We start from the raw sequence: 20,738 nt of genomic DNA, 5'->3' as shown, positions 1-20,738 counted from the left end.
GCAACGCTAAGTTCTTGGGGTATAACAGCGTTTATTAACGGTCAGTATATTTCTAATTATCACGCTCAATAATAAAACAGGCTAACGCCTGCAACGGCGCTATGTTATAGGATTGTTCTGACAAGGTATTCAGGGCGCTGAGCGCTTCCTGATACAGATCCATCGCTTTAGCTTTAGCGCAATCTAACCCCAGCAGTGCTGGATAAGTGCTTTTGCCGAGTTGTTGATCTGAACCCTGACGTTTACCAATTGTAGCTGTATCGCCAATAACGTCTAAGATATCGTCCTGAACCTGGAAGGCCAGACCAATGGCCTCACTGTACCTGTCAAGTAACGGTAACGCTTCGCGCCCTGGTGTGCCCGCAGCCAATGCACCGAGGCGAACCGCGGCACGGATCAATGCGCCGGTTTTGTGGCGGTGGATGCGTTCAAGCTCTTCCAGTGAAATCTGGCGCGCTTCGGCTTCCAGATCCAATGCCTGACCCCCACACATCCCCGCGACACCGCTGGCCTTAGCTAATTCGGCAATCATTGATAAGCGATCTTTATCTGCCACATCGGGCATCTGCGCTTCAGCCAGAATAGAGAACGCGAGCGTTTGCAGTGCGTCCCCCGCCAGAATGGCATTGGCCTCACCAAATTTCACATGGCAAGTCGGCTGCCCACGACGTAAATCATCGTCATCCATCGCCGGTAAATCATCATGAATCAATGAATAGGCATGGATACATTCAATTGCCGCCGCAGGAGCATCTAAATTAGTCAGCGACAGACCAAACATTTGGCCGGTGGCGTAAACCAGATAAGGGCGCAGCCGCTTACCGCCGAGCACGGCACCATAACGCATAGCGGCGACTAAGTCGCTGTCGCCAAAGGGTAGCGGAGCAATAAAATCAAGCAGCGCCTGATTGACCCGTTGCTGATGAGCTGCAAGTTGATGATGAAAATCAGCAGATGAGTGGGCGATAGACATAAGGCTATTCAGTATCCGGGGTGAAAGGTGCCAAGGGTGCATCTACATCATCACTGAGAAGAACTTGCACTCGCTGTTCCGCTTGTAACAAGGTTTGCTGCCCCTGGCGGGCCAGTTGCACACCCCGTTCGAATTCGTTTAACGCTTCTTCCAGCGCTAATTCACCGGACTCCAGGCGGGTCACAATCTGTTCCAGTTCACTGAGAGATGTCTCAAAACTGGTCACTTTGGTTTCTGGTGTTGCGGGTTTTTTCGCCATAGCTCTATTCGACTCGATATTTTTATGAAACGTAACATTAATGGTGCGTAACGCATTCCTGCTAATGAGGTTTTTTCTGAGAGTAACTCACCATACCAATTACATTCGGGCCAAAAAATTATTACCGGCTATTCTAGCGGATAATGAAGGGGAAATCGTGACGTTTAAGTCGGGTTTTTAGTACGCAGTGGCACGTCTAATAGTGATATACTCCTCGGCTTGCATGTTTTCGCTAAAGCCTTTGACTGTTGCTATCAATAGCAGCGCCATCACTCCATAACCAGACAACTAAAGACTGCCATGAAGTTTATCATTAAATTGTTCCCAGAAATCACCATCAAGAGTCAATCTGTGCGATTGCGCTTCATTAAGATCCTCACTACGAATATCCGCAATGTACTGAAAAACCTTGAGGACGATACCCTCGCGGTAGTCCGTCATTGGGATCATATTGAAATTCGTACCAAAGATGACAATCTTGGCCCGGTTATCTGTGATGCGTTGACCCGCGTGCCGGGGATTCACCATATTCTCGAAGTAGAAGATCGCAGCTACACCGATATGCACAATATTTTTGAGCAGACGCTGGAAGCCTATCGCGAGACACTGATCGGGAAAACTTTCTGTGTGCGGGTGAAGCGCCGCGGTAAGCATGAATTTTCGTCAGGTGATGTTGAACGCTATGTTGGCGGCGGTCTGAATCAGCATATTGAAAGTGCAAAAGTTAAACTGACCCATCCTCAGGTTACGGTTCATTTAGAAATTGATCAGGACAAACTGACACTGATCAAGGCGCGTCATGAAGGGTTGAGTGGCTTCCCGATCGGCACACAAGAAGATGTGTTATCGCTGATTTCAGGCGGTTTTGACTCGGGTGTGTCCAGCTATATGCTGATGCGTCGTGGTTGCCGCGTGCATTATTGCTTCTTCAATCTCGGCGGCTCGGCCCATGAAATTGGTGTCAAGCAAGTAGCTCATTATCTGTGGAACCGTTTTGGCAGCTCCCATCGGGTGCGTTTTGTTGCCATTGATTTTGAACCGGTTGTCGGCGAAATCCTCGAAAAAGTCGAAGATGGTCAGATGGGCGTGGTACTCAAGCGCATGATGGTGCGTGCGGCATCGCAGGTTGCAGAACGTTATGGTGTGCAGGCACTGGTTACCGGTGAAGCTCTGGGGCAAGTTTCCAGCCAAACATTAACCAATCTGCGGTTAATTGATAATGCTTCAGACACCCTGATTTTGCGCCCACTGATTTCCCATGATAAAGAGCACATCATTAATCTGGCGCGGCAAATAGGCACTGAAGATTTCGCAAAAACCATGCCGGAATATTGCGGCGTGATTTCGAAAAGCCCGACGGTGAAAGCGGTTAAAGCCAAGATTGAAGAAGAGGAGTCCCACTTTGATTTCTCTATTCTGGACCGGGTCGTCAGCGAAGCCAAAAACGTTGATATTCGTGAAATTGCCGAGCAAAGCCGTGAGCAGGTTGTTGAGGTTGAAACTGTTGCTGAACTGGCCGATACCGATGTGTTGCTGGATATTCGCGCACCGGATGAGCAGGACGAAAAGCCGCTTAACGTGGGCAGTGTAGAAGTTCACGCATTACCGTTCTATAAACTGAGTTCGCAATTCGCCAGTCTGGATCAGAGCAAGACTTATCTGCTGTATTGCGATCGCGGGGTGATGAGTCGTTTGCAGGCGCTTTACTTGCGTGAGCAGGGGTATACAAACGTAAAAGTATACCGCCCTTAAATTATTATATTTAACGGCTACTGCGCTTTGCCATTCTGGACTTGCGCAGTGCTCGCCGCCGTCACGTACTACGTGTACGCTCCGTTGGCTGTGCGCTGGGCGCATCCAGACTGACTTTGCTCGCTACGCCTCGTTGGGGATAGTTAACGGCTACTGCGTGTGTGGATTTTGAGCTTGCGCAGTGGTTGCTATGTTCATATTCACTATATACCCAAAGTAATTGGAGTTGCAGGTAGGCAGCCAGCAAACTCATCCCGATGAGCGCACGACGGTAAGTGATTCGGAGTAGTGCGCGTAGCTAACAACCCTGCGGCTTCAAGTCCGAAGGGTATAGTTATAAATACCTGGCGGTAGTACCAACTGCCAGGCGATTTCTTCGGCCTTTTCCCTGCCGAGCAGCAAAAATACGATCTTCAGTGCGAAATCGAGGGAAGTACCCGGCCCTTGGCTGGTGACCAAATTCACCCGCCGATCATAAACTACCCGCTGATCCATCCATTTAGTGGCATCGATTTTATCTTTCAGTGCTGGGAAGCCGGTCATATTGCCAACAGGGAACAAATTGTGATGCTCAAGTACCAAGGCGGGAGCAGCGCAAATGGCGGCCACCAGTCGTCCTTCATTATGGGTTTGACGCACAGTAGCAACCAGCAGTGGGCTATCGCGAAAACATTCCGCACCTTTTATGCCACCAGGCAGGACCACCACATCAAATTTCTGATCCGCCACATCCACTAAACGGGTATCTGCCAGCAAGCGGACACCGCGTGAACAGACAATTTCCAATGCTCCATCACTGGCGACACTGGCGGTTGTTACCTCGATACCGGCGCGCACCAGAACATCAATAGTGGTGACCGCCTCGGTCTCTTCGCTACCAGGAGCCAGGCAAACCAGCGCCGATACGCTCATACTCATTTTCCTTACGTTTTATTAAATCATATAAGTGGGCATTTTCCGGCAACGTCATACCGTGGTTGCGCGCACGCCGCAGTAAATAACCAGTAATGTAATCTATCTCGGTATGCCGCTGGCAGCGTAAATCCTGCAATAACGACGAGGTATTATCTGCGGTACTCTGGATAACATCGTTAACATAACTTAACAGGCTGCTGGTTGAGGTGTGGTAGCCCTCCATCTCCATCACACTGGCTACCTCGGCACATAAACTGCTAATCAGCTCCGGGTAGCGCTGCAAGTCACCATTGCGGCAGTTATACAGCCCTGTGAGCGGGTTAATTACACAGTTTACCGCCAGTTTTTGCCAACAAGCTGCTGATATATCGTTATGCCAGGCGACATCCGGCAGTGCCTGATGTAGTACATCGGCCAGATGGCTGATATCTATTGCCGTTGGCGAGGTTGGGCCAATATGTGTAATCCCACTGGCAACATGGACTATCGTGTTGCCGTCATGCCGGGCTGCATGAGTGGTTACACCATGCAGGAAGGTATACTCATGGCGCGGCAGTTCGTCCTCTGTGCCCATACCATTATGCAGCAGTAAAATTTTACACTCAGGGTTAAGCTTGGGTAATAGGGCGATGACAGCGCTGGATACTTGCCACGCCTTTAAGCACACCAGTAATAATTCACTTTTCGACAAGTGCTCTGGATCATTAGTAGGCAGGTTCTGGTTGAACGCCTCATTGCTTAACGTAATAACATTGACTGAACAAAAGGGCTGTGGCACACGGAGCCAGCCTTGTACATCATGGCCTTGCTGATACAGCGCTGATAGCCATAACTGCCCGAGAGCTCCGCAACCAAGCACAGTAATTTTCATTGAAACCCCCTTGGTGTAAGCGGAAAGCACACTGCATCGTTCTAAATGTTATGCTTTGATTATACCCTAAATAATTCGAGTTGCAGGAAGGCGGTAAGCGAGTGAACCCCCAAGAGCTTACATAAGTAAGTGACTGGGGTGATTGAGCGCGGCCAACGTACATGCAGCTTGAAGTATGACGGGGATATAGACTTTTTAGTCATTAAACGCAGGGCTAGCAACAAATCGGGTCCGCTAATAATGGCGGCTTCGTTGAGTAATTGTCTGCGGCATGGCTTTGTCTGCGTAGATAAAGCGGTTATTATGCTTGCCAGTCATCTTATCAGGAGGAGGGAATATGCCATCTTTCGACATCGTATCTGAAATTGATATGCAGGAAGTGCGTAACGCAGTTGAAAACGCCACCCGTGATCTGGCGAACCGTTGGGATTTTCGTAATGTTCCGGCGAGTTTTGAGCTAAATGAAAAGAACGAAAGTATCAAAGTCGTCAGTGAATCTGATTTTCAGGTTGAGCAGTTGTTGGATATCTTACGTGCTCAATTGAGCAAGCGTGGTATTGAAGGTGCTGCATTAGAAATCCCGGAAGAGATGGAGCGCAGTGGGAAAACCTACAGTGTGGACGCCAAGCTGAAACAAGGGATCGAAAGTGTCCAGGCTAAGAAGCTGGTTAAGCTGATTAAAGACAGCAAGCTGAAAGTTCAGGCACAAATTCAGGGCGAACAAGTCCGGGTAACAGGTAAGGCACGTGATGATTTACAGAGTGTCATGGCCTTGATTCGTGGTGCTGATCTGGGGCAGCCGTTCCAGTTCAATAACTTCCGCGACTGATATTGAGTTAACGAGCCAGGTACAAAGGTGTTGATAGCCTTTGTACCTTAGCGCTCTCTTATACCGCGTTAACTAACTGCTCTAACTGGTTGCGATTAGTCTGTTTGGTATCAACTTTGATATATGCACTGCGTTCGGCCATCACTACAACCGCTTCTGTCACCCCTGGTTGAGCCTTGAGCCGCTGTTCCAATGCTGAGTCTTTCACCGCCAATTCAGATAAGGTAATGCGCAGGCTACTGACATAGGGGGGGTCTTGCATAGTTGCACTGACTGCAAACCACACTAGCGCAATCACCGCACCGCCAGCAAACACCATACTTGCCCCTTCCATGCCAAATAGCCATCCCCCCAAGCTGCCGCCAATAGCCACGCCAATAAATTGACTGGTGGAATAGATCCCCATTGCCGTGCCTTTATACCCGGCTGGTGACTCTTTACTGATCAACGAGGGTAAAATAGCCTCCATCACATTGAACGCAATGAAGAATAATTGCACTCCAGCAATAATCACCCAGAGGTTGTGACCGGCAGACCACAGCACTACTTCGGCGGCAAACAGCACCGCAACGCAGCCCATAAAGACCTGTTTCATGCGGCGTTTGACTTCAGCATAAATAATGAACGGCACCACCGCTGCGAATGAAATCAGCATTGTCACCAGATACACTTTCCAGTGTTGAGCCGGGACTAAACCTGCGCTGGCCATAATCTGCGGTAATGCAACAAAGCTCGACATCAGCAAAATATGCAGGCACATAATGCCAAAATTGAGCTTAAGCAACCGGCTGTTACTTAACACCTTACTGACGCTACCTTTAACAATACTGGACTCGCGGTTAAGTACATGGTTATCAGCATCCGGCACCACAGCTAATGTAATGACAATACCTAATAGCGCCAGTATGGCGATAGCCCAGAACAGGGCATGCAGGCCAAAGGCATGGGTGACGATAGGCCCGAGCACCATGGCAATCGCAAAGGTAATACCAAAACTGACACCGATAAATGCCATGGCTTTGGTACGATTTTGTTCACGGGTCAAATCAGATAGCAGCGCCATGACGGCAGCGGCAATGGCACCGGAGCCTTGTAGCGCGCGGCCCAGAATAATGCCCCAAATAGAGTCACTCATGGCAGCAATCACACTACCAAGGGCAAAAATTAACAGGCCGCCCACGATCAGCGGTTTGCGGCCAATACGATCGGAAACTAATCCAAAGGGGATCTGAAAAATAGCTTGAGCCAGTCCGTAGATGCCAATGGCTATGCCGATTAGAGCTTCGCTGGCGCCAGACAGTGCCATACCATAGGTGGTGAGAACCGGCAAAACCATAAACATGCCCAGCATGCGCAGTGAGAAAACGCTGCCCAGCCCCCAGGTTGCCCGAAGCTCAAGCGGAGTCATTTTATTGTCGTTCATTACACCTCAAAAAACATTCTGCACGATATCGTCATCTTTCAAGGTGCCGGTGTGTTGGCCGCACTTTGAAATCTATAGGGTGTATTGTAATGATGTTAATAGGGGCCGGTAAATCTATTGATGTTTAGAATGTATTACAGGCGAGATTTTAGGTGAAAGCAGGGTAGGGCAGAAAGAGAAAGTGGCTGGCAGGAACAGGCCCATCAGCCACTCTATTTGTGTCTATCAATGTGGTAGGTGTTACCCGACGTAAGTCAGTAATCCAACCGAGGAAGGGACATTGAAATCGACTGACATCATGACGCTCAATGACGTAATAGCAATGATTGAGAAGACAAAAAGTTTTCTCGCCCATACGCTGTCATTGGTCGCTTTGTAGCCACGTAATGCCATTCCCAGCCACCAGACACTGACCGCCGCTGCGACAACCAGATACTTATAACCGGCATAACCACTTAATGTCAGCATCAGGGTCGCAACCATAAACGCCAGAATATACAGGGTAATATGGTTTTTGGTGACCGATATGCCTTTTATTACCGGCAGAACCGGAATGTTGGCAGCCTGATAATCCTTAAAGCGGAAAATTGCTATGGCATAGGAGTGCGGCATCTGCCACAGACTGAAAATCAGCAGCAAAATCAATGCACCCATATCGAACTGGCCGGTGACCGCACAGTAACCAATTACTGGTGGTGCGGCTCCTGACAAGCTGCCGATCAATGTTCCGTAGACTGACTTGCGTTTCATGTAGAGGCTATAAACCCCGACATAGATAACGAAACCGATAATCGCCAGCATCATTGCTAATAGATTGGCGGCCACGTAGAGCAACAGCATGCCAACAATACCCAGTACGGACGCATAAATCAGGCTCACTTTCGGATCGATAAGCCCTTTGACCAGGACACGATTCTTCGTTCTCTCCATGATGCTATCGATATCACGGTCGATATAGTTGTTAAATACGCACCCGGAGGCAACAACTAACGAGACACCGATCAGGGTGGCGAGAAAAAGGGGGTAATCAATCACGCCTTTGGAAGCGAGGAGAAATCCCCCAACGACAGAAATTAAATTGCCGAAAATAATTCCTGGTTTAGTTACTTGCAGGTATTGCTTAATCATCACATGCAGCTCTTCAGTCAACCATCATATTGATGTTGAGGTTGTACATAATCCAGAGTGAGCCCACTACAACGATTGCGATAATCATAGCGGTGAACAGGAACGCCACCAGATTCCAACGTTCTTCAGACGATCCATTCATATGCAGGAAGTACACCAGATGCACAATAATCTGCACCACAGCTAAACCGACCACTGTGGCCAGAATAGTTGTATGAGAGGCGGTACCGCTCATCACCATAGCGAATGGAATAACTGTCAGAATCACCGATAGAATGAAGCCAATAAGATATGACTTCAAGCTACCGTGGCTGGCTCCACCGTGAGTCGTTGTTGGGTGACTAGATGTTGGATGACTCATTACATGACTCCTAACAGATAGACAACGGTGAATACGCAGATCCACACCACGTCCAGGAAGTGCCAGAACAAGCTCAGACACATCAGACGGGTGCGGTTGGTTTCATTCAATCCGCGTTTTGCTACTTGAATCATCATAATGATGATCCAGACCAGACCTGCGGTAACGTGAATACCGTGGGTGGCAACCAGTGCGAAGAAGCTAGACAGGAACGCACTGCGATCCGGGCCATAGCCTTCAGCAATCAGGTGATGGAATTCATAGATTTCCATTGCCACAAAGCCCAGACCGAACAAGAAGGTCAGACCCAACCAGGTGTTGACCTGGTTTTTATGGCCTTTGTTCATGCCCAGCATCGCAATGCCGTAAGTAATACTACTGAACAACAACAGGAAGGTTTCGACCAGAACAAAGTTCAAATCGAAGATATCCCGCCCTGAAGGACCGCCAGCGGTCCCGTTTACCAGCACTGCATAGGTTGCGAACAATGTCGCAAACAAAATACAGTCGCTCATCAGGTAGATCCAGAAGCCGAAGACTTTCGTCGCTCCCGCATCGTGATGCCCATGCTCTGCATGGGCGACGTTGTGGTTAGTCAGAGTTTCAGTTGACATGATTCACGCCTGCTTTGCTGATTTGTTCATGATGAAGATCCTCAATGCGCTCAACTTCTGCAACTGGCACATAGTAATCAACATCCTCGTCGAAGCTCTTCACAATCCAGGTAACAATCATGCCGACGAAGCCAATAATGGCCAGCCACCAGATGTACCAGATCATGGCAAAGCCGAAGATCAAGCTGAAGCCAGCAATAATCACACCTGCACCGGTATTCTTCGGCATGTGGATTTCTTCGTATTTCGCCGGACGTTTGTACGCTTCGCCTTTCTCTTTCATATCCCAGAACTCGTCACGGTCGACGACGTTAGGCACTACGGCGAAGTTATAGAACGGCGGTGGGGAAGAGGTAGACCACTCCAGCGTACGGCCACCCCATGGGTCACCGGTCAAGTCACGATTTTGTTCGCGGTCACGGATACTGACGAAGACCTGAATAACCTGACACAAAATACCGCAGGCAATCAGTACTGCACCACCAGCAGCCACCATCAACATCGCGTGGAATTCTGGATTGATATCTTGGCTCAGACGACGGGTCATACCCATAAAGCCCAGAACATACAGCGGCATAAAGGCTACGAAGAAACCGATTATCCAGAACCAGAAGGCACGGATACCCCATTTCTCATTAAGCGTAAAGCCAAAGGACTTAGGCCACCAGTAAGTCAGGCCAGCAAAGCAACCGAACACCACACCACCGATAATTACGTTATGGAAGTGGGCAATCAGGAACAGGCTGTTGTGCAGTACGAAGTTCGCACCTGGAACCGCCAGCAGAACCCCGGTCATCCCACCGATAGAGAAGGTGATGATGAAGCCAATGGTCCACAGCATTGCAGAGTGAAACTGAATACGGCCCTGATACATGGTGAACAACCAGTTGAAGATTTTCACCCCAGTTGGGATGGAAATGATCATCGTAGCTATACCGAAGAAGGCGTTAACGTTGGCACCGGATCCCATAGTAAAGAAGTGGTGTAGCCAAACGATAAATGACAATACGGTGATAGCGATGGTTGCCCAAACTAAAGAGGTGTAACCAAACAGACGTTTTTTAGAGAAGGTCGCAGTAACCTCGGAGAACACCCCGAACACCGGCAGGACCAAAATGTACACTTCTGGATGGCCCCAGGCCCAAATCAAGTTGATGTACATCATCATGTTGCCACCCATATCATTGGTAAAGAAATGGGTGCCAAGGTAACGGTCCAGAGTCAGTAACGCGACAGTTACGGTCAGGATCGGGAAGGAAACGATAATCAAAATGTTGGTGCAAAGTGCCGCCCATGTGAAGACAGGCATCTTCATCATCGACATGCCAGGTGCACGCATTTTCAAAATAGTGGCGAAGAAGTTAACACCGGTCAACAAAGTCCCCAGACCGGAGATTTGTAGACTCCATATCCAGTAATCTACCCCGACACCTGGGTTGTACTCTTTACCTGATAGTGGCGGATAGGCCAACCAACCGGTTCCCGCGAATTCACCGACCCCCAGAGAGATGTTAATTAACACCACCCCGACCACAAAGAACCAGAAGCTCAATGAGTTCAGGAACGGGAAGGCAACGTCACGAGCACCGATTTGTAGCGGTACGACCACGTTCATCAAACCCACAACAAAAGGCATCGCCATGAAGAAAATCATGATAACGCCGTGAGCGGTGAAGATCTGATCATAGTGATGAGGTGGCAGGAAGCCGGCCTCACCAGCGGAAGCAAGTGCTTGCTGGCTACGCATCATGATAGCGTCGGCAAAACCACGCAACAGCATGACCATGGCGACCAGGATATACATGATACCGATTTTTTTATGGTCAACCGAAGTCAGCCATTCGCTCCATAACCATTTCCATTTGCCGAAATAGGTCAGAGCAGCAACAAGAGCCAGCCCACCTAGGACAATTGCAGCAACGGTAACCATAATGATTGGTTCGTGTAGCGGAACCGCATCAAGTGTTAATTTTCCCAACATCGTTTTATTCCTCGGCTCCGGCGTGAGCGGCGTGTTCGCCCATATCCATGCCCTGGCTCATATCCATACCTGAATGGGTATCATCGCCTTTCTGGTGCATGTTCATATCGCCCATAAACTTGCCAATAATTCCTTTAAACAGCTCCGGTTTAACACTGGAGAAATACTCAACCGGGTTATTTTCGCTCGGTTCAGCCAGTTTATTGAAATCGTCAGTGGTATTCAGGGTGTTCGGCGATTTTTTCACCTGTGCGACCCACTGGTTGAACTCTTCCTGCGTCGGTGTTGCGATTGCAGTGAATTTCATACCAGAGAAGCCTTTGCCACTGAAGCTACTGGAAATACCATTATATTTACCAGGTTCGTTAGCAATCAGATGCAGTTTGGTTTGCATCCCGGCCATCGCATAAATCTGCCCGCCTAACTGAGGGATAAAGAACGAGTTCATTACTGAGTTAGAAGTGATTTTGAAATTCACCGGAACGTCAGTAGGGAAGGCCAGTTCATTAACTGTAGCAATACCTTGTTCTGGATAGATAAACAGCCATTTCCAGTCAAGGGAAACCACTTCAATAGTGATCGGTTCTTTACCAGCCACTACGATAGGTTTGAACGGGTCAAGTTCGTGGGAGGTTTTCCAGGTTATCGTCGCCAAAATAGCGATGATAATGATTGGAACAGCCCAGACAACAAGCTCAATTTTGTTGGAATGGGACCAGTTTGGGGTGTAGGTCGCACTTTTGTTGGACGCGCGGAACTTCCATGCAAAAGCAAACGCCATAAAAATAACCGGAACCACGACGATCAACATTAAACCGATAGCAGTAAGTATCAGTGTTTTTTGTTCGACTCCGATTGCGCCTTTGGGGTTCATCAATGCCATATCGCAACCACTGAGCATTACAGTGGCTGCAAATAAAGACAACATACCCATATTTTTAATGTATTTCTTAAGTCTCATCTAACGACCTCAATTACAAAAGGGCTCTATTGTCGTTTCATGTGTGCGGGCATTTTACGGGAAGGTTGCAAGACTGTAAACATGCTTAAGATTGTGTCAGCGGCTTGTTGACACTTTATGTTAAGGGGGTCACAGATGTTGCCTTGCGCGGTAATTTACTAATAGCAACAATATGTTGGCGGTAGGACATAGCTGCCAGACTGCGGATGTTAAGGAAAAACAACAGTAATTAGCCTTTTACTCATGGGAAATACTGATTTTAAATTCGTAGATAGACTTATTTTATGTAAATAATATGTGGTGTAAAAGTAAATTAAAATATATTCCGAGGTGATCTAAATAGCCACCTCGGAATCATTTAGCTAGAAATTATATTTAATAGAGTAAATGATGGCATCTTGTAAAAAGTCTTCCCCCAACTTGTTATAAGCATAGCGGTACTGAATACCGGTGGTAAATTGCTTAATCGGTGTCCACCACAGTGAAATGGCACCATTCACACCGTTACGGCCGCCATTGCCTGCTGCATAGCGTTCTGCACGGTTGAATTCAAGCTCGTTCCAGTTGGTAATACTGAATTTTTCATCAAACGCGGTGAAGTCATAACCTGCAACCCAACCCACCACATAACCGTTATTACCTGAATAATAGGTTTGATCAACATAATGTAATGCCACGAAAGGCTTCATCCACACGCCCGCTAGCGTTGCGTTATAGCCAATACCGTACAGGGTGTTCACTTCGTGGAAGTTACTGTAATCATTACCTTCAGCACTCGGTAGCGAGTAAGTACCATAGACGTGACCGTACAGATTGAAACCGGTATCACCTAAATAGTAGCGGCCAGTAGTTTTAAAGGTGTAGCGCTGATTATCGCCGGGTTGTGCTGTTTTTGAATTAAATGGGTTTTCTAGATCAAAGAAACCATAGACCTCCCCCCAGCTATAACCTGCACCCCCTTCTAACTCGATATAAGCGAAGTCATCTTTATGTGATGAACCCCCTGATTTATGCGTAGTGCTTCGGGTCCAGTCAAGATAGTTCATGCTGATATTACCAAAACCCCACTGGTATTCAGCTTGTGCAACTGGAGCCAAAGTGACTGTTGTCAGCGCGAGCGCACCGATAAGAATTTTACGCATAAATGCCTCTGTGTAGTTGAAAGATGTCAGGGGAAACAAAAGGACACAGTCCTTAACAAAAAGTGCGCTCATCATAGTCCCACAGCACGAAAGGATAAATAGTTGAAAGTGATGCGGATCTCACTTTGTGAATAGCAATGTGCAACTGTTACTTAAATATGTGACTCATATCAATAAGTGAGCAAGGAAGGATTCAGGTGGCTTATTTTACTGGCATAAAAAAGGCCGGTATAAGTACCGGCCTTTGTCATCTAATGCAGTTTATTAGGCTAATTTTTCGCGCCTGAGTGCCAGATAATCTAATATTCCACCCAGAAGCATCCCGACTACGCTGAGCTGAATACCGCGTAACAACAACATATCAGCTACGTGTGGAGCGGCGGTCCAATCCAATGCGTTACTTATCAGTAAAATTAGCCATATAGCTAACAATATGCAGCCAACCGTCAACAAGCGTAGCGCCCAGCGATAAGCGGTTTTAAAAGCAGTTCGAGGCATAAATTCATCAGTTTTCTGGGTGTGTTCCAGCGTTTGGCGACAAATATACAGTAGGAATAGGCCTGGAATGGCTGCCGCAATAGAGAATAGATAGAACAATGGCCAGCCATGTGTTTCAACAAACCATCCAGCAATCGGGCCAACATAAACGCGCCCAACGGCGGACAGCGCCGATAACAGGGCAAATTGTGTCGCGGAGAATGACTTGTTACACAATGTCATCAGCAATGCGACAAAGGCCGCAGTTCCCATGCCACCACACAGATTCTCCAGGAAGATGGCACTGCCCATGGAGAAGATATTCTTGTCAGTGATGGATAACAGCCAATAACCCACATTCGAGATAGCTTGTAAAATACCGAATATCATCAACGCGCGGAACAAGCTCAGGCGTTGCATTAACAGGCCGCCATACAGTGCGCCAATAATTGTGGCAATCAGTCCTAATGATTTATTCACCAACCCGACTTCACCGGCATCAAACCCAACGCCACGGATCAGAAAAGTGGTACTCAAACTCGCGGCAAAGGCATCGCCCATTTTGTACAACACAATTAACAGCAGAATCAGCCATGCATTGTTGCGGCCAAAGAAATCACGCAATGGGGCGACGATCGCCTGTTCCAACGTTTTTGGTGGCGCGATACGGATATCAGGTTCAGGAGCTAATAAGGTAGCAAACACCCCAATTAACATTAACCCGGCCATTAACCAGTAAGTGGATTGCCAGCCAAGATAGCGATCCGCTATCCATAGCGCCAGCCCGCCAGACACCAGCATTGCGAGACGATAACCCAGTACAGAAACTGCGGCACCAGTACCGCGCTCTTCTGCGGTGAGCAAGTCGGTTTTATAGGCATCAAAAACAATATCTTGCGATGCCGAACAGAAGGCGACCAACACGGCAATTGCCGCCAACCACCATAAATGCTTCGCCGGCTCCATAAAGCCCATGGCAATAATCGCGGCGATTAATAACAGTTGGCTTATCACCAACCAACCGCGCCGACGGCCAAGAAACGAGGGAGTGTAGCGGTCCATCAAGGGGGACCAGAGGAACTTGAAGACGTAGGCCTGACCAACCAGAGAGAAGATACCAATGGTTTTCAGATCGACGTTCTCAACCGTCATCCATGCTTGCAGCGTACCACCGGTAAGGGCCAAGGGAAGGCCGGAAGCAAACCCCAACAACAGAAGAATAAGGGAGTTACGTTGGGTAAAAAGGTTTGAATAGCGATTGGGCATGTGAGACCTACATGCTCTGCCCCAAGGTCGGGGCAAAGCATTCTGTTAAGCAGTAATAATGATATTAAGCAAACAACCGATTAGCGGGCATTTTGTTTGATAAAGCCGCTGACGCTAGTATCTTGCGCCATATCTGCAATAACATCGCTCAACACCGTATTAACGGCATTGGTGATTTTTTCGTTAGTTGCAGTAAATGCGCCCTGAACGTTGTAGCTGGCACGGTAGTTTTTAACCTGTTTATTACCATTTTTTGCGGTCGCAGTAATGGAAATATCCGCTTTAGTGGTGATGTTGTAGCGCAGGTTACCTTCCTGTACATCGGCAAACAGTTGGTTTACTACAATCTGCAAATCAACTGGAGCATCGGTACCAATCATATAGCCACGAGCAGTCATCTGTTTTTCCAACACTTCCTGTAACAGGAAGCGCAGGTCACGGGATGGGGTTAATACCACCAGTTGGCCTTCACGATTTACTTTAGCCAGTGCAGCATCTTGACGCTGGTCTGCACCATTAATGCTGATAGTAATCCCCATCAGAGTTGGATCTTGTGGTGGTAATACCACCTTCGGGGTGACATTCAGAGTGTTGTTACTGGCAGCACAACCCGCCAGTATAAAAACAGCCAACAGCGGGAAAAGAATTTTCTTTAGCATGTTCACTTTCTCAATAGTTATGGAATTCTTTAATAATCAGAGCGGGATAGCTGCCATGTTATTTTGCGAATGTGCAGTCGCGCCATCATAGCACTGAGATTGGCTGGTGGAAGATCCTGATGTAGAGAAATTCAGCAAAAAAAGTGATTTTTCGCCCTGTGACCTTTCATTTCGCTTAAAGACCTTACAAGTAACCTTTTCCCCTGACTATCAGATTAGCCTTATACCTTAAATGAGCAGAAGGGAGATATTCGGGATATTTTGTATCTGAAATGTTATAAAACAGCGAAAATCAACTAATATTGCAGTAGGTAGTGGGTTTGCAATAGATAGGTATTGGGTTTGGAATAGATAGGTAGTAGGCAGCTTTCTGCCTCAGCGGTAAGGAGATCATGATGATTTTGATTCGGGAACAAATTGAAGAAAAACTAAAAGTGGCATTTGAACCGGATCATTTGGAGGTGATTAATGAAAGTTATCGCCACAATGTTCCAGCCGGTTCTGAAAGTCATTTTAAAATTGTGATCGTCAGCGATAAATTTCAAGATCAGCGCTTTCTCAGTCGCCATCGTGCGATTTATAGTGTGTTGGCTGATGAGCTGGCCGGCACTGTTCATGCATTGGCTTTACATACCTACACGCTGAAAGAGTGGGCGGGGTTACAAGACACGGTACCAACTTCTCCATCTTGTCGTGGCGCAGGTACATTGGCTTAAGTGACAGTATTAATCCAAAACAGGCTGGATAACAGTAGTAATTCCGGCCTGATTTAGGGTATTAGTAGGTGAGAATTTAGCAAGCGGCCTCAGGGCCGTTTGTGTTTCTGTATAGGCGACACATTTATTTCCTTAGTGCGCCACAGTAGTTTTAGCTGAGGGAACGATTCACGCGTGAATTTTACCGCGACAACATTCGCTTGCTTTCCTCGACTCATAACCTGTGCGCCGCTATAATGTCGCGTCTTATTTTTCCGGAATGGTTTCGGGACGCTTCTGACATCTGGGATACTCGGTTCTGTATAATGCGGCCGTCCCGGTTCTTAGAGGGTGTTTTCAGAGTTAGCATCATTTAATGGTGTTGCTTTGTTTGCAGCTTCTGGAGTTGACCGAGCACTGTGATTTTTTTGAGGTAACAAGATGCAAGTTTCTGTTGAAACCACTCAAGGCCTTGGCCGCCGTGTAACAATTACTGTTGCTGCTGACAGCATTGAGAAAGCAGTAAAAAGCGAATTAGTGAAAGCCGCTAAAAGTGTTCGTATCGACGGTTTCCGTAAAGGCCATGTGCCGATGAACATCGTTGAACAGCGTTACGGCGCATCTGTTCGCCAGGATGTTCTGGGTGACCTGATGCAACGTAATTTCGTTGATGCGATCATTAAAGAAAAAATCAACCCAGCTGGTGCACCAAACTATGTGCCTGGTGAATTCAAGCAGGGCGAAGATTTTACTTATTCCGTTGAGTTTGAAGTGTACCCAGAAGTTGAGTTGAAAGATCTGGAAAGCATTGAAGTAGAAAAGCCAGTTGTTGAAGTAAACGACGCTGACGTTGATACCATGCTGGAAACTCTGCGTAAGCAACAAGCTACCTGGAAAGAAACTGACGCTGCTGCGACTGCAGAAGATCGCGCAACTCTGGATTTCACCGGCTCTATCGACGGTGAAGAGTTTGAAGGTGGTAAAGCGTCTGATTTCGTACTGGCAATGGGCCAGGGTCGTATGATCCCAGGTTTCGAAGAAGGTGTTATCGGCCATAAAGCCGGTGAAGAATTCACCATCGACGTAAACTTCCCAGAAGATTACCACGCAGAAAACCTGAAAGGTAAATCAGCTAAATTTGACATCGTGTTGAAGAAAGTTGAAGTGCGTGAGCTGCCAGAACTGACTGAAGAATTCATCAAGCGTTTCGGCGTTGCTGATGGTTCAGTAGCAGGTCTGCGTGCTGAAGTGCGCAAAAACATGGAGCGTGAGCTGAAAGGCGCAGTGCGCAACCGTGTTAAAACTCAGGCAATTGACGGTCTGGTCAGCGCTAACGAAATTGACGTTCCAGCGGCACTGGTTGAAGGTGAAATCGACGTTCTGCGCCGTCAGGCTGCACAGCGTTTTGGTGGTAACGAGAAACAAGCTGCTGAACTGCCACGTGAATTGTTCGAAGAACAAGCTAAACGTCGCGTAGTTGTTGGTTTGTTGCTGGGCGAAGTTATCAGCCAGCACGAGCTGAAAGCGGATGAAGATCGCGTTAAAGCACTGATCGAAGAAATGGCATCTGCTTACGAAGATCCACAAGAAGTGATTGAGTTCTACAGCAAAAATAAAGAGCTGATGAACAATATGCGTAACGTTGCTCTGGAAGAACAAGCAGTAGAAACTCTGCTGGCTAAAGCCAAAGTAACTGAAAAACCAACTACCTTCAGTGAACTGATGAATCAGACCACTGCTGCGTAATGTTTTTTAGCGCATCAAGCTGGATGTAATATATCGCCAAAAAATTGGCGTTGCAGGTAGGTTGCAATTGAACAAATACCGATGAGCTAAAGCAGTAAAGTGATTCGGGTGAGTGTCGGTAGCTGGCACTCTGCAACTCCTGATACGAAGGGTATATCCGGTTTTTTGATTGATTAAGCCCGTAGCCTTTGGCTACGGGCTTTTCTTTTTGTAACAATAATCACTCAATAGTATGATTAATCTGGCATGTTTCGCCCTAATCTGCGCTATATTTGAAAAGTGAAATGCAATACTTAACAGATGAACAATCAATAGAGCGTCAGGATTACAGCAAAGATAATGAGCGTCCGCTTGGTTAAAAAAAAGTGCTCAGGGGCTTGAAAAAGACGATTAATCCCCCAATTAACCTAACAGACGTTCATATAAGATGTTGATGAAACACTGGCTGATTACCACCGTCGAATGTGTCTGGGTAACCAGACGGCTTGCACGCGACCTTGATGCATGAACATAGTCATCATTACTTATCTCAAGTAGAATCGGTTATGAATGGCGCCAAAGTAAATTCTATTAGGAGACGGTAATGTCATACAGTGGCGAACGAGATCAATTTGCACCTAACATGGCTCTGGTGCCAATGGTAGTTGAGCAGACTTCACGTGGGGAGCGTTCTTACGATATCTTCTCCCGTCTGTTAAAAGAGCGCATTATTTTCCTGACCGGTCAGGTTGAAGACCATATGGCCAACCTGATTACGGCACAGATGCTGTTTCTGGAAGCAGAAAATCCAGAAAAAGACATCTTTTTGTATATCAACTCACCAGGCGGGGTGATCACTGCTGGGATGTCAATTTATGACACCATGCAATTCATTAAACCTGATGTCAGCACTATCTGTATGGGCCAGGCATGTTCAATGGGTGCGTTCCTGTTGACTGCGGGTGCTAAGGGTAAACGTTTCTGCTTGCCGAATTCACGGGTAATGATTCACCAACCGTTGGGCGGTTTCCAGGGGCAGGCGACAGATATTGAAATTCATGCCAGAGAGATTTTAAAAGTGAAATCGCGCATGAATGAACTGATGGCACTTCACACGGGAAAATCTCTTGAAGAAATAGAGAGAGACACTGAACGTGACCGTTTCTTGTCGGCTGAAGAGGCTGTAGGATACGGATTAGTTGATTCCGTGTTCACCCGTCGTGACTAACGACTTATTTCTGTGAGCCGATATACTATAGTGTATGTAAATAGAACAAATCGTGTAATCGAACAGTTGTATTGCACATTGTTCACTAACTACCCGATATATCGGCTGTCCGCTGAAGGTTAGCGTGGCGTCCAGCAATAGCGAGAATAGTCTCCCTGCCACCATAGTTTCGGGTGTGGCAGATACTGAAGAAGAGGTTTACTGATGACAGATAAGCGCAAAGACGGTTCTGGAAAGCTGCTGTATTGCTCTTTCTGCGGCAAAAGCCAGCATGAAGTGCGTAAGCTAATTGCCGGGCCGTCAGTGTATATCTGCGATGAATGTGTCGATTTGTGTAACGACATTATTCGCGAAGAGATCAAAGAAGTTGCCCCGCATCGGGAGCGCAGTTCGCTGCCTACGCCGCACGAAATCCGCCATCACCTGGATGATTATGTCATCGGTCAGGAACCGGCGAAAAAAGTGTTGGCAGTTGCGGTATACAACCACTATAAGCGTTTGCGCAATGGTGATACCAGTAATGGCATCGAACTGGGCAAAAGTAATATTCTACTGATTGGCCCAACCGGTAGTGGTAAAACACTGTTGGCAGAGACATTGGCTCGTTTCCTGGATGTGCCGTTTACCATGGCAGATGCGACCACGCTAACTGAAGCAGGTTACGTGGGCGAAGATGTTGAAAACATCATTCAGAAGTTATTGCAGAAATGTGATTACGACGTGCAGAAAGCGCAACGTGGTATCGTCTATATCGATGAAATTGATAAAATTTCACGTAAGTCTGATAACCCGTCTATCACGCGTGACGTCTCGGGTGAAGGTGTGCAGCAGGCCCTGTTGAAATTGATTGAAGGGACGATTGCTGCCGTACCACCACAAGGTGGCCGTAAGCATCCGCAGCAGGAGTTTTTGCAGGTTGATACCTCTAAAATTCTGTTTATCTGTGGTGGTGCTTTCGCCGGCCTGGACAAAGTTATCGGGCAGCGCATTAACACCGGAACGGGTATCGGTTTCGGGGCTACGGTAAAAGGCAAGTCAGAAAAAGCAACCGAAGGCGAGTTGTTGAGTCAGGCTGAGCCAGAAGATTTAATTAAATTCGGCTTGATCCCTGAATTTATTGGCCGTTTACCGGTAGTTGCAACACTGAGTGAATTGAGTGAAGACGCGCTGATTCAGATCCTGAAAGAACCGAAAAACGCACTGACCAAACAGTATCAGGCGTTGTTCAATCTCGAAGGTGTGGAGCTTGAGTTCCGCGATGAGGCGTTGACTGCAATCGCCAAGAAAGCGATGGCGCGTAAAACAGGTGCTCGTGGCCTGCGTTCTATCGTAGAGGGCGCATTGCTAGATACCATGTACGATTTACCGTCAATGGACAGTGTGGAGAAAGTGGTGGTAGATGAGTCAGTTATTGCTGGCCAATCTGCGCCGATGCTGATTTATGGCCAACCGGAAGCCCAAGCTTCTGGCGAATAATTA

General features: G+C 47.5%; 19 protein-coding genes. 6 read left to right on the top strand and 13 right to left on the bottom strand.

From position 1 onward, the window contains the following. Nucleotides 1-52: 52 nt before the first annotated feature. Both ispA and xseB read right to left on the bottom strand, forming a co-directional pair. Entirely contained in the window at nucleotides 53-973 is a 921-nt protein-coding gene (gene ispA, locus V2A84_RS13840) for a (2E,6E)-farnesyl diphosphate synthase (RefSeq protein ID WP_083160053.1), read from the bottom strand. A gap of 4 nt (nucleotides 974-977) precedes the next feature. Then, complete coding sequence (xseB, locus tag V2A84_RS13835; protein WP_083160051.1) at nucleotides 978-1,232, bottom strand: exodeoxyribonuclease VII small subunit; 255 nt, start codon at nucleotides 1,230-1,232, stop codon at nucleotides 978-980. Nucleotides 1,233-1,532: 300 nt separating this feature from the next. On the opposite strand from xseB, the gene thiI reads away from it, so the two are divergent. Continuing rightward, complete coding sequence (thiI, locus tag V2A84_RS13830) at nucleotides 1,533-2,984, top strand: tRNA uracil 4-sulfurtransferase ThiI (protein WP_083160049.1); 1,452 nt, start codon at nucleotides 1,533-1,535, stop codon at nucleotides 2,982-2,984. A 315-nt stretch (nucleotides 2,985-3,299) separates the two neighbouring features. On the opposite strand, the gene yajL is transcribed toward thiI, so the two are convergent. Next, entirely contained in the window at nucleotides 3,300-3,896 is a 597-nt protein-coding gene (gene yajL, locus V2A84_RS13825) for a protein deglycase YajL (RefSeq protein WP_083160047.1), read from the bottom strand. Then, a complete protein-coding gene (gene panE / locus V2A84_RS13820) occupies nucleotides 3,859-4,770 on the bottom strand; it encodes a 2-dehydropantoate 2-reductase (RefSeq protein ID WP_083160045.1) in 912 nt (303 codons plus the stop codon). Before panE ends, yajL begins: the two co-directional genes overlap by 38 nt. Nucleotides 4,771-5,107: 337 nt before the next feature. On the opposite strand from panE, the gene V2A84_RS13815 reads away from it, so the two are divergent. Next, a complete protein-coding gene (locus tag V2A84_RS13815; RefSeq protein WP_083160041.1) occupies nucleotides 5,108-5,599 on the top strand; it encodes a YajQ family cyclic di-GMP-binding protein in 492 nt (163 codons plus the stop codon). 58 nt (nucleotides 5,600-5,657) lie between these two features. Here V2A84_RS13815 and V2A84_RS13810 read toward each other — a convergent pair whose 3' ends face one another. The 9 genes from V2A84_RS13810 to V2A84_RS13770 form a co-directional block, all read right to left on the bottom strand. Further along, nucleotides 5,658-7,022, bottom strand: a complete 1,365-nt coding sequence (locus V2A84_RS13810; protein ID WP_442848919.1) for an MFS transporter — start codon at nucleotides 7,020-7,022, stop codon at nucleotides 5,658-5,660. A gap of 240 nt (nucleotides 7,023-7,262) precedes the next feature. Next, complete coding sequence (cyoE, locus tag V2A84_RS13805) at nucleotides 7,263-8,150, bottom strand: heme o synthase (protein WP_083160039.1); 888 nt, start codon at nucleotides 8,148-8,150, stop codon at nucleotides 7,263-7,265. 13 nt (nucleotides 8,151-8,163) lie between these two features. Beyond that, nucleotides 8,164-8,511 carry a cytochrome o ubiquinol oxidase subunit IV gene (locus V2A84_RS13800; protein ID WP_032812973.1) on the bottom strand — a complete coding sequence of 116 codons (348 nt, stop codon included), beginning with the start codon at nucleotides 8,509-8,511 and terminating at the stop codon, nucleotides 8,164-8,166. Beyond that, complete coding sequence (locus V2A84_RS13795; RefSeq protein ID WP_083160037.1) at nucleotides 8,511-9,125, bottom strand: cytochrome o ubiquinol oxidase subunit III; 615 nt, start codon at nucleotides 9,123-9,125, stop codon at nucleotides 8,511-8,513. The genes V2A84_RS13800 and V2A84_RS13795 overlap by 1 nt, the downstream gene beginning before the upstream one ends. Beyond that, on the bottom strand, nucleotides 9,115-11,106 hold the full coding sequence (gene cyoB / locus V2A84_RS13790) for a cytochrome o ubiquinol oxidase subunit I (protein WP_083160035.1): 1,992 nt from the start codon (nucleotides 11,104-11,106) through the stop codon (nucleotides 9,115-9,117). The genes V2A84_RS13795 and cyoB overlap by 11 nt, the downstream gene beginning before the upstream one ends. A 4-nt stretch (nucleotides 11,107-11,110) precedes the next feature. After that, on the bottom strand, nucleotides 11,111-12,067 hold the full coding sequence (cyoA, locus tag V2A84_RS13785; RefSeq protein WP_083160033.1) for a cytochrome o ubiquinol oxidase subunit II: 957 nt from the start codon (nucleotides 12,065-12,067) through the stop codon (nucleotides 11,111-11,113). 362 nt (nucleotides 12,068-12,429) lie between these two features. Beyond that, on the bottom strand, nucleotides 12,430-13,209 hold the full coding sequence (locus V2A84_RS13780; RefSeq protein WP_083160031.1) for a nucleoside-specific channel-forming Tsx family protein: 780 nt from the start codon (nucleotides 13,207-13,209) through the stop codon (nucleotides 12,430-12,432). 264 nt (nucleotides 13,210-13,473) lie between these two features. After that, nucleotides 13,474-14,952, bottom strand: a complete 1,479-nt coding sequence (gene ampG / locus V2A84_RS13775; protein ID WP_083160029.1) for a muropeptide MFS transporter AmpG — start codon at nucleotides 14,950-14,952, stop codon at nucleotides 13,474-13,476. An 80-nt stretch (nucleotides 14,953-15,032) separates the two neighbouring features. Further along, nucleotides 15,033-15,611: a lipoprotein gene (locus V2A84_RS13770; protein ID WP_083160027.1), complete on the bottom strand. Its 579-nt coding sequence runs from the start codon at nucleotides 15,609-15,611 to the stop codon at nucleotides 15,033-15,035. 395 nt (nucleotides 15,612-16,006) lie between these two features. Here V2A84_RS13770 and bolA point away from each other — a divergent pair, with 395 nt between their 5' ends. The 4 genes from bolA to clpX all read left to right on the top strand — a co-directional run bounded on the left by bolA (nucleotide 16,007) and on the right by clpX (nucleotide 20,735). Then, nucleotides 16,007-16,327, top strand: a complete 321-nt coding sequence (bolA, locus tag V2A84_RS13765; RefSeq protein WP_083160025.1) for a transcriptional regulator BolA — start codon at nucleotides 16,007-16,009, stop codon at nucleotides 16,325-16,327. 420 nt (nucleotides 16,328-16,747) lie between these two features. Then, on the top strand, nucleotides 16,748-18,052 hold the full coding sequence (gene tig, locus V2A84_RS13760; protein ID WP_083160023.1) for a trigger factor: 1,305 nt from the start codon (nucleotides 16,748-16,750) through the stop codon (nucleotides 18,050-18,052). 583 nt (nucleotides 18,053-18,635) lie between these two features. Continuing rightward, nucleotides 18,636-19,259 carry an ATP-dependent Clp endopeptidase proteolytic subunit ClpP gene (clpP, locus tag V2A84_RS13755; RefSeq protein WP_005272733.1) on the top strand — a complete coding sequence of 208 codons (624 nt, stop codon included), beginning with the start codon at nucleotides 18,636-18,638 and terminating at the stop codon, nucleotides 19,257-19,259. A gap of 204 nt (nucleotides 19,260-19,463) precedes the next feature. Further along, complete coding sequence (clpX, locus tag V2A84_RS13750) at nucleotides 19,464-20,735, top strand: ATP-dependent protease ATP-binding subunit ClpX (protein ID WP_004703362.1); 1,272 nt, start codon at nucleotides 19,464-19,466, stop codon at nucleotides 20,733-20,735. Nucleotides 20,736-20,738 lie beyond the last annotated feature (3 nt).

The sequence above is a fragment of the Yersinia sp. 2553 StPb PI genome (genome assembly GCF_052217105.1).
GTDB lineage: Bacteria > Pseudomonadota > Gammaproteobacteria > Enterobacterales > Enterobacteriaceae > Yersinia > Yersinia enterocolitica_E.
This window is presented reverse-complemented; position numbering and strand designations above follow the sequence as displayed.

Coding starts and splice junctions, on each gene's coding strand:
- cyoE (WP_083160039.1), bottom strand. CDS start 8,150: ATGATTAAGCAATACCTGCAAGTAACTAAACCAGGAATTATTTTCGGC.
- ampG (WP_083160029.1), bottom strand. CDS start 14,952: ATGCCCAATCGCTATTCAAACCTTTTTACCCAACGTAACTCCCTTATT.
- cyoB (WP_083160035.1), bottom strand. CDS start 11,106: ATGTTGGGAAAATTAACACTTGATGCGGTTCCGCTACACGAACCAATC.
- xseB (WP_083160051.1), bottom strand. CDS start 1,232: ATGGCGAAAAAACCCGCAACACCAGAAACCAAAGTGACCAGTTTTGAG.
- clpX (WP_004703362.1), top strand. CDS start 19,464: ATGACAGATAAGCGCAAAGACGGTTCTGGAAAGCTGCTGTATTGCTCT.
- V2A84_RS13780 (WP_083160031.1), bottom strand. CDS start 13,209: ATGCGTAAAATTCTTATCGGTGCGCTCGCGCTGACAACAGTCACTTTG.
- cyoA (WP_083160033.1), bottom strand. CDS start 12,067: ATGAGACTTAAGAAATACATTAAAAATATGGGTATGTTGTCTTTATTT.
- V2A84_RS13795 (WP_083160037.1), bottom strand. CDS start 9,125: ATGTCAACTGAAACTCTGACTAACCACAACGTCGCCCATGCAGAGCAT.
- V2A84_RS13770 (WP_083160027.1), bottom strand. CDS start 15,611: ATGCTAAAGAAAATTCTTTTCCCGCTGTTGGCTGTTTTTATACTGGCG.
- bolA (WP_083160025.1), top strand. CDS start 16,007: ATGATTTTGATTCGGGAACAAATTGAAGAAAAACTAAAAGTGGCATTT.
- tig (WP_083160023.1), top strand. CDS start 16,748: ATGCAAGTTTCTGTTGAAACCACTCAAGGCCTTGGCCGCCGTGTAACA.
- yajL (WP_083160047.1), bottom strand. CDS start 3,896: ATGAGCGTATCGGCGCTGGTTTGCCTGGCTCCTGGTAGCGAAGAGACC.
- panE (WP_083160045.1), bottom strand. CDS start 4,770: ATGAAAATTACTGTGCTTGGTTGCGGAGCTCTCGGGCAGTTATGGCTA.
- V2A84_RS13810 (WP_442848919.1), bottom strand. CDS start 7,022: ATGAACGACAATAAAATGACTCCGCTTGAGCTTCGGGCAACCTGGGGG.
- V2A84_RS13800 (WP_032812973.1), bottom strand. CDS start 8,511: ATGAGTCATCCAACATCTAGTCACCCAACAACGACTCACGGTGGAGCC.
- V2A84_RS13815 (WP_083160041.1), top strand. CDS start 5,108: ATGCCATCTTTCGACATCGTATCTGAAATTGATATGCAGGAAGTGCGT.
- ispA (WP_083160053.1), bottom strand. CDS start 973: ATGTCTATCGCCCACTCATCTGCTGATTTTCATCATCAACTTGCAGCT.
- clpP (WP_005272733.1), top strand. CDS start 18,636: ATGTCATACAGTGGCGAACGAGATCAATTTGCACCTAACATGGCTCTG.
- thiI (WP_083160049.1), top strand. CDS start 1,533: ATGAAGTTTATCATTAAATTGTTCCCAGAAATCACCATCAAGAGTCAA.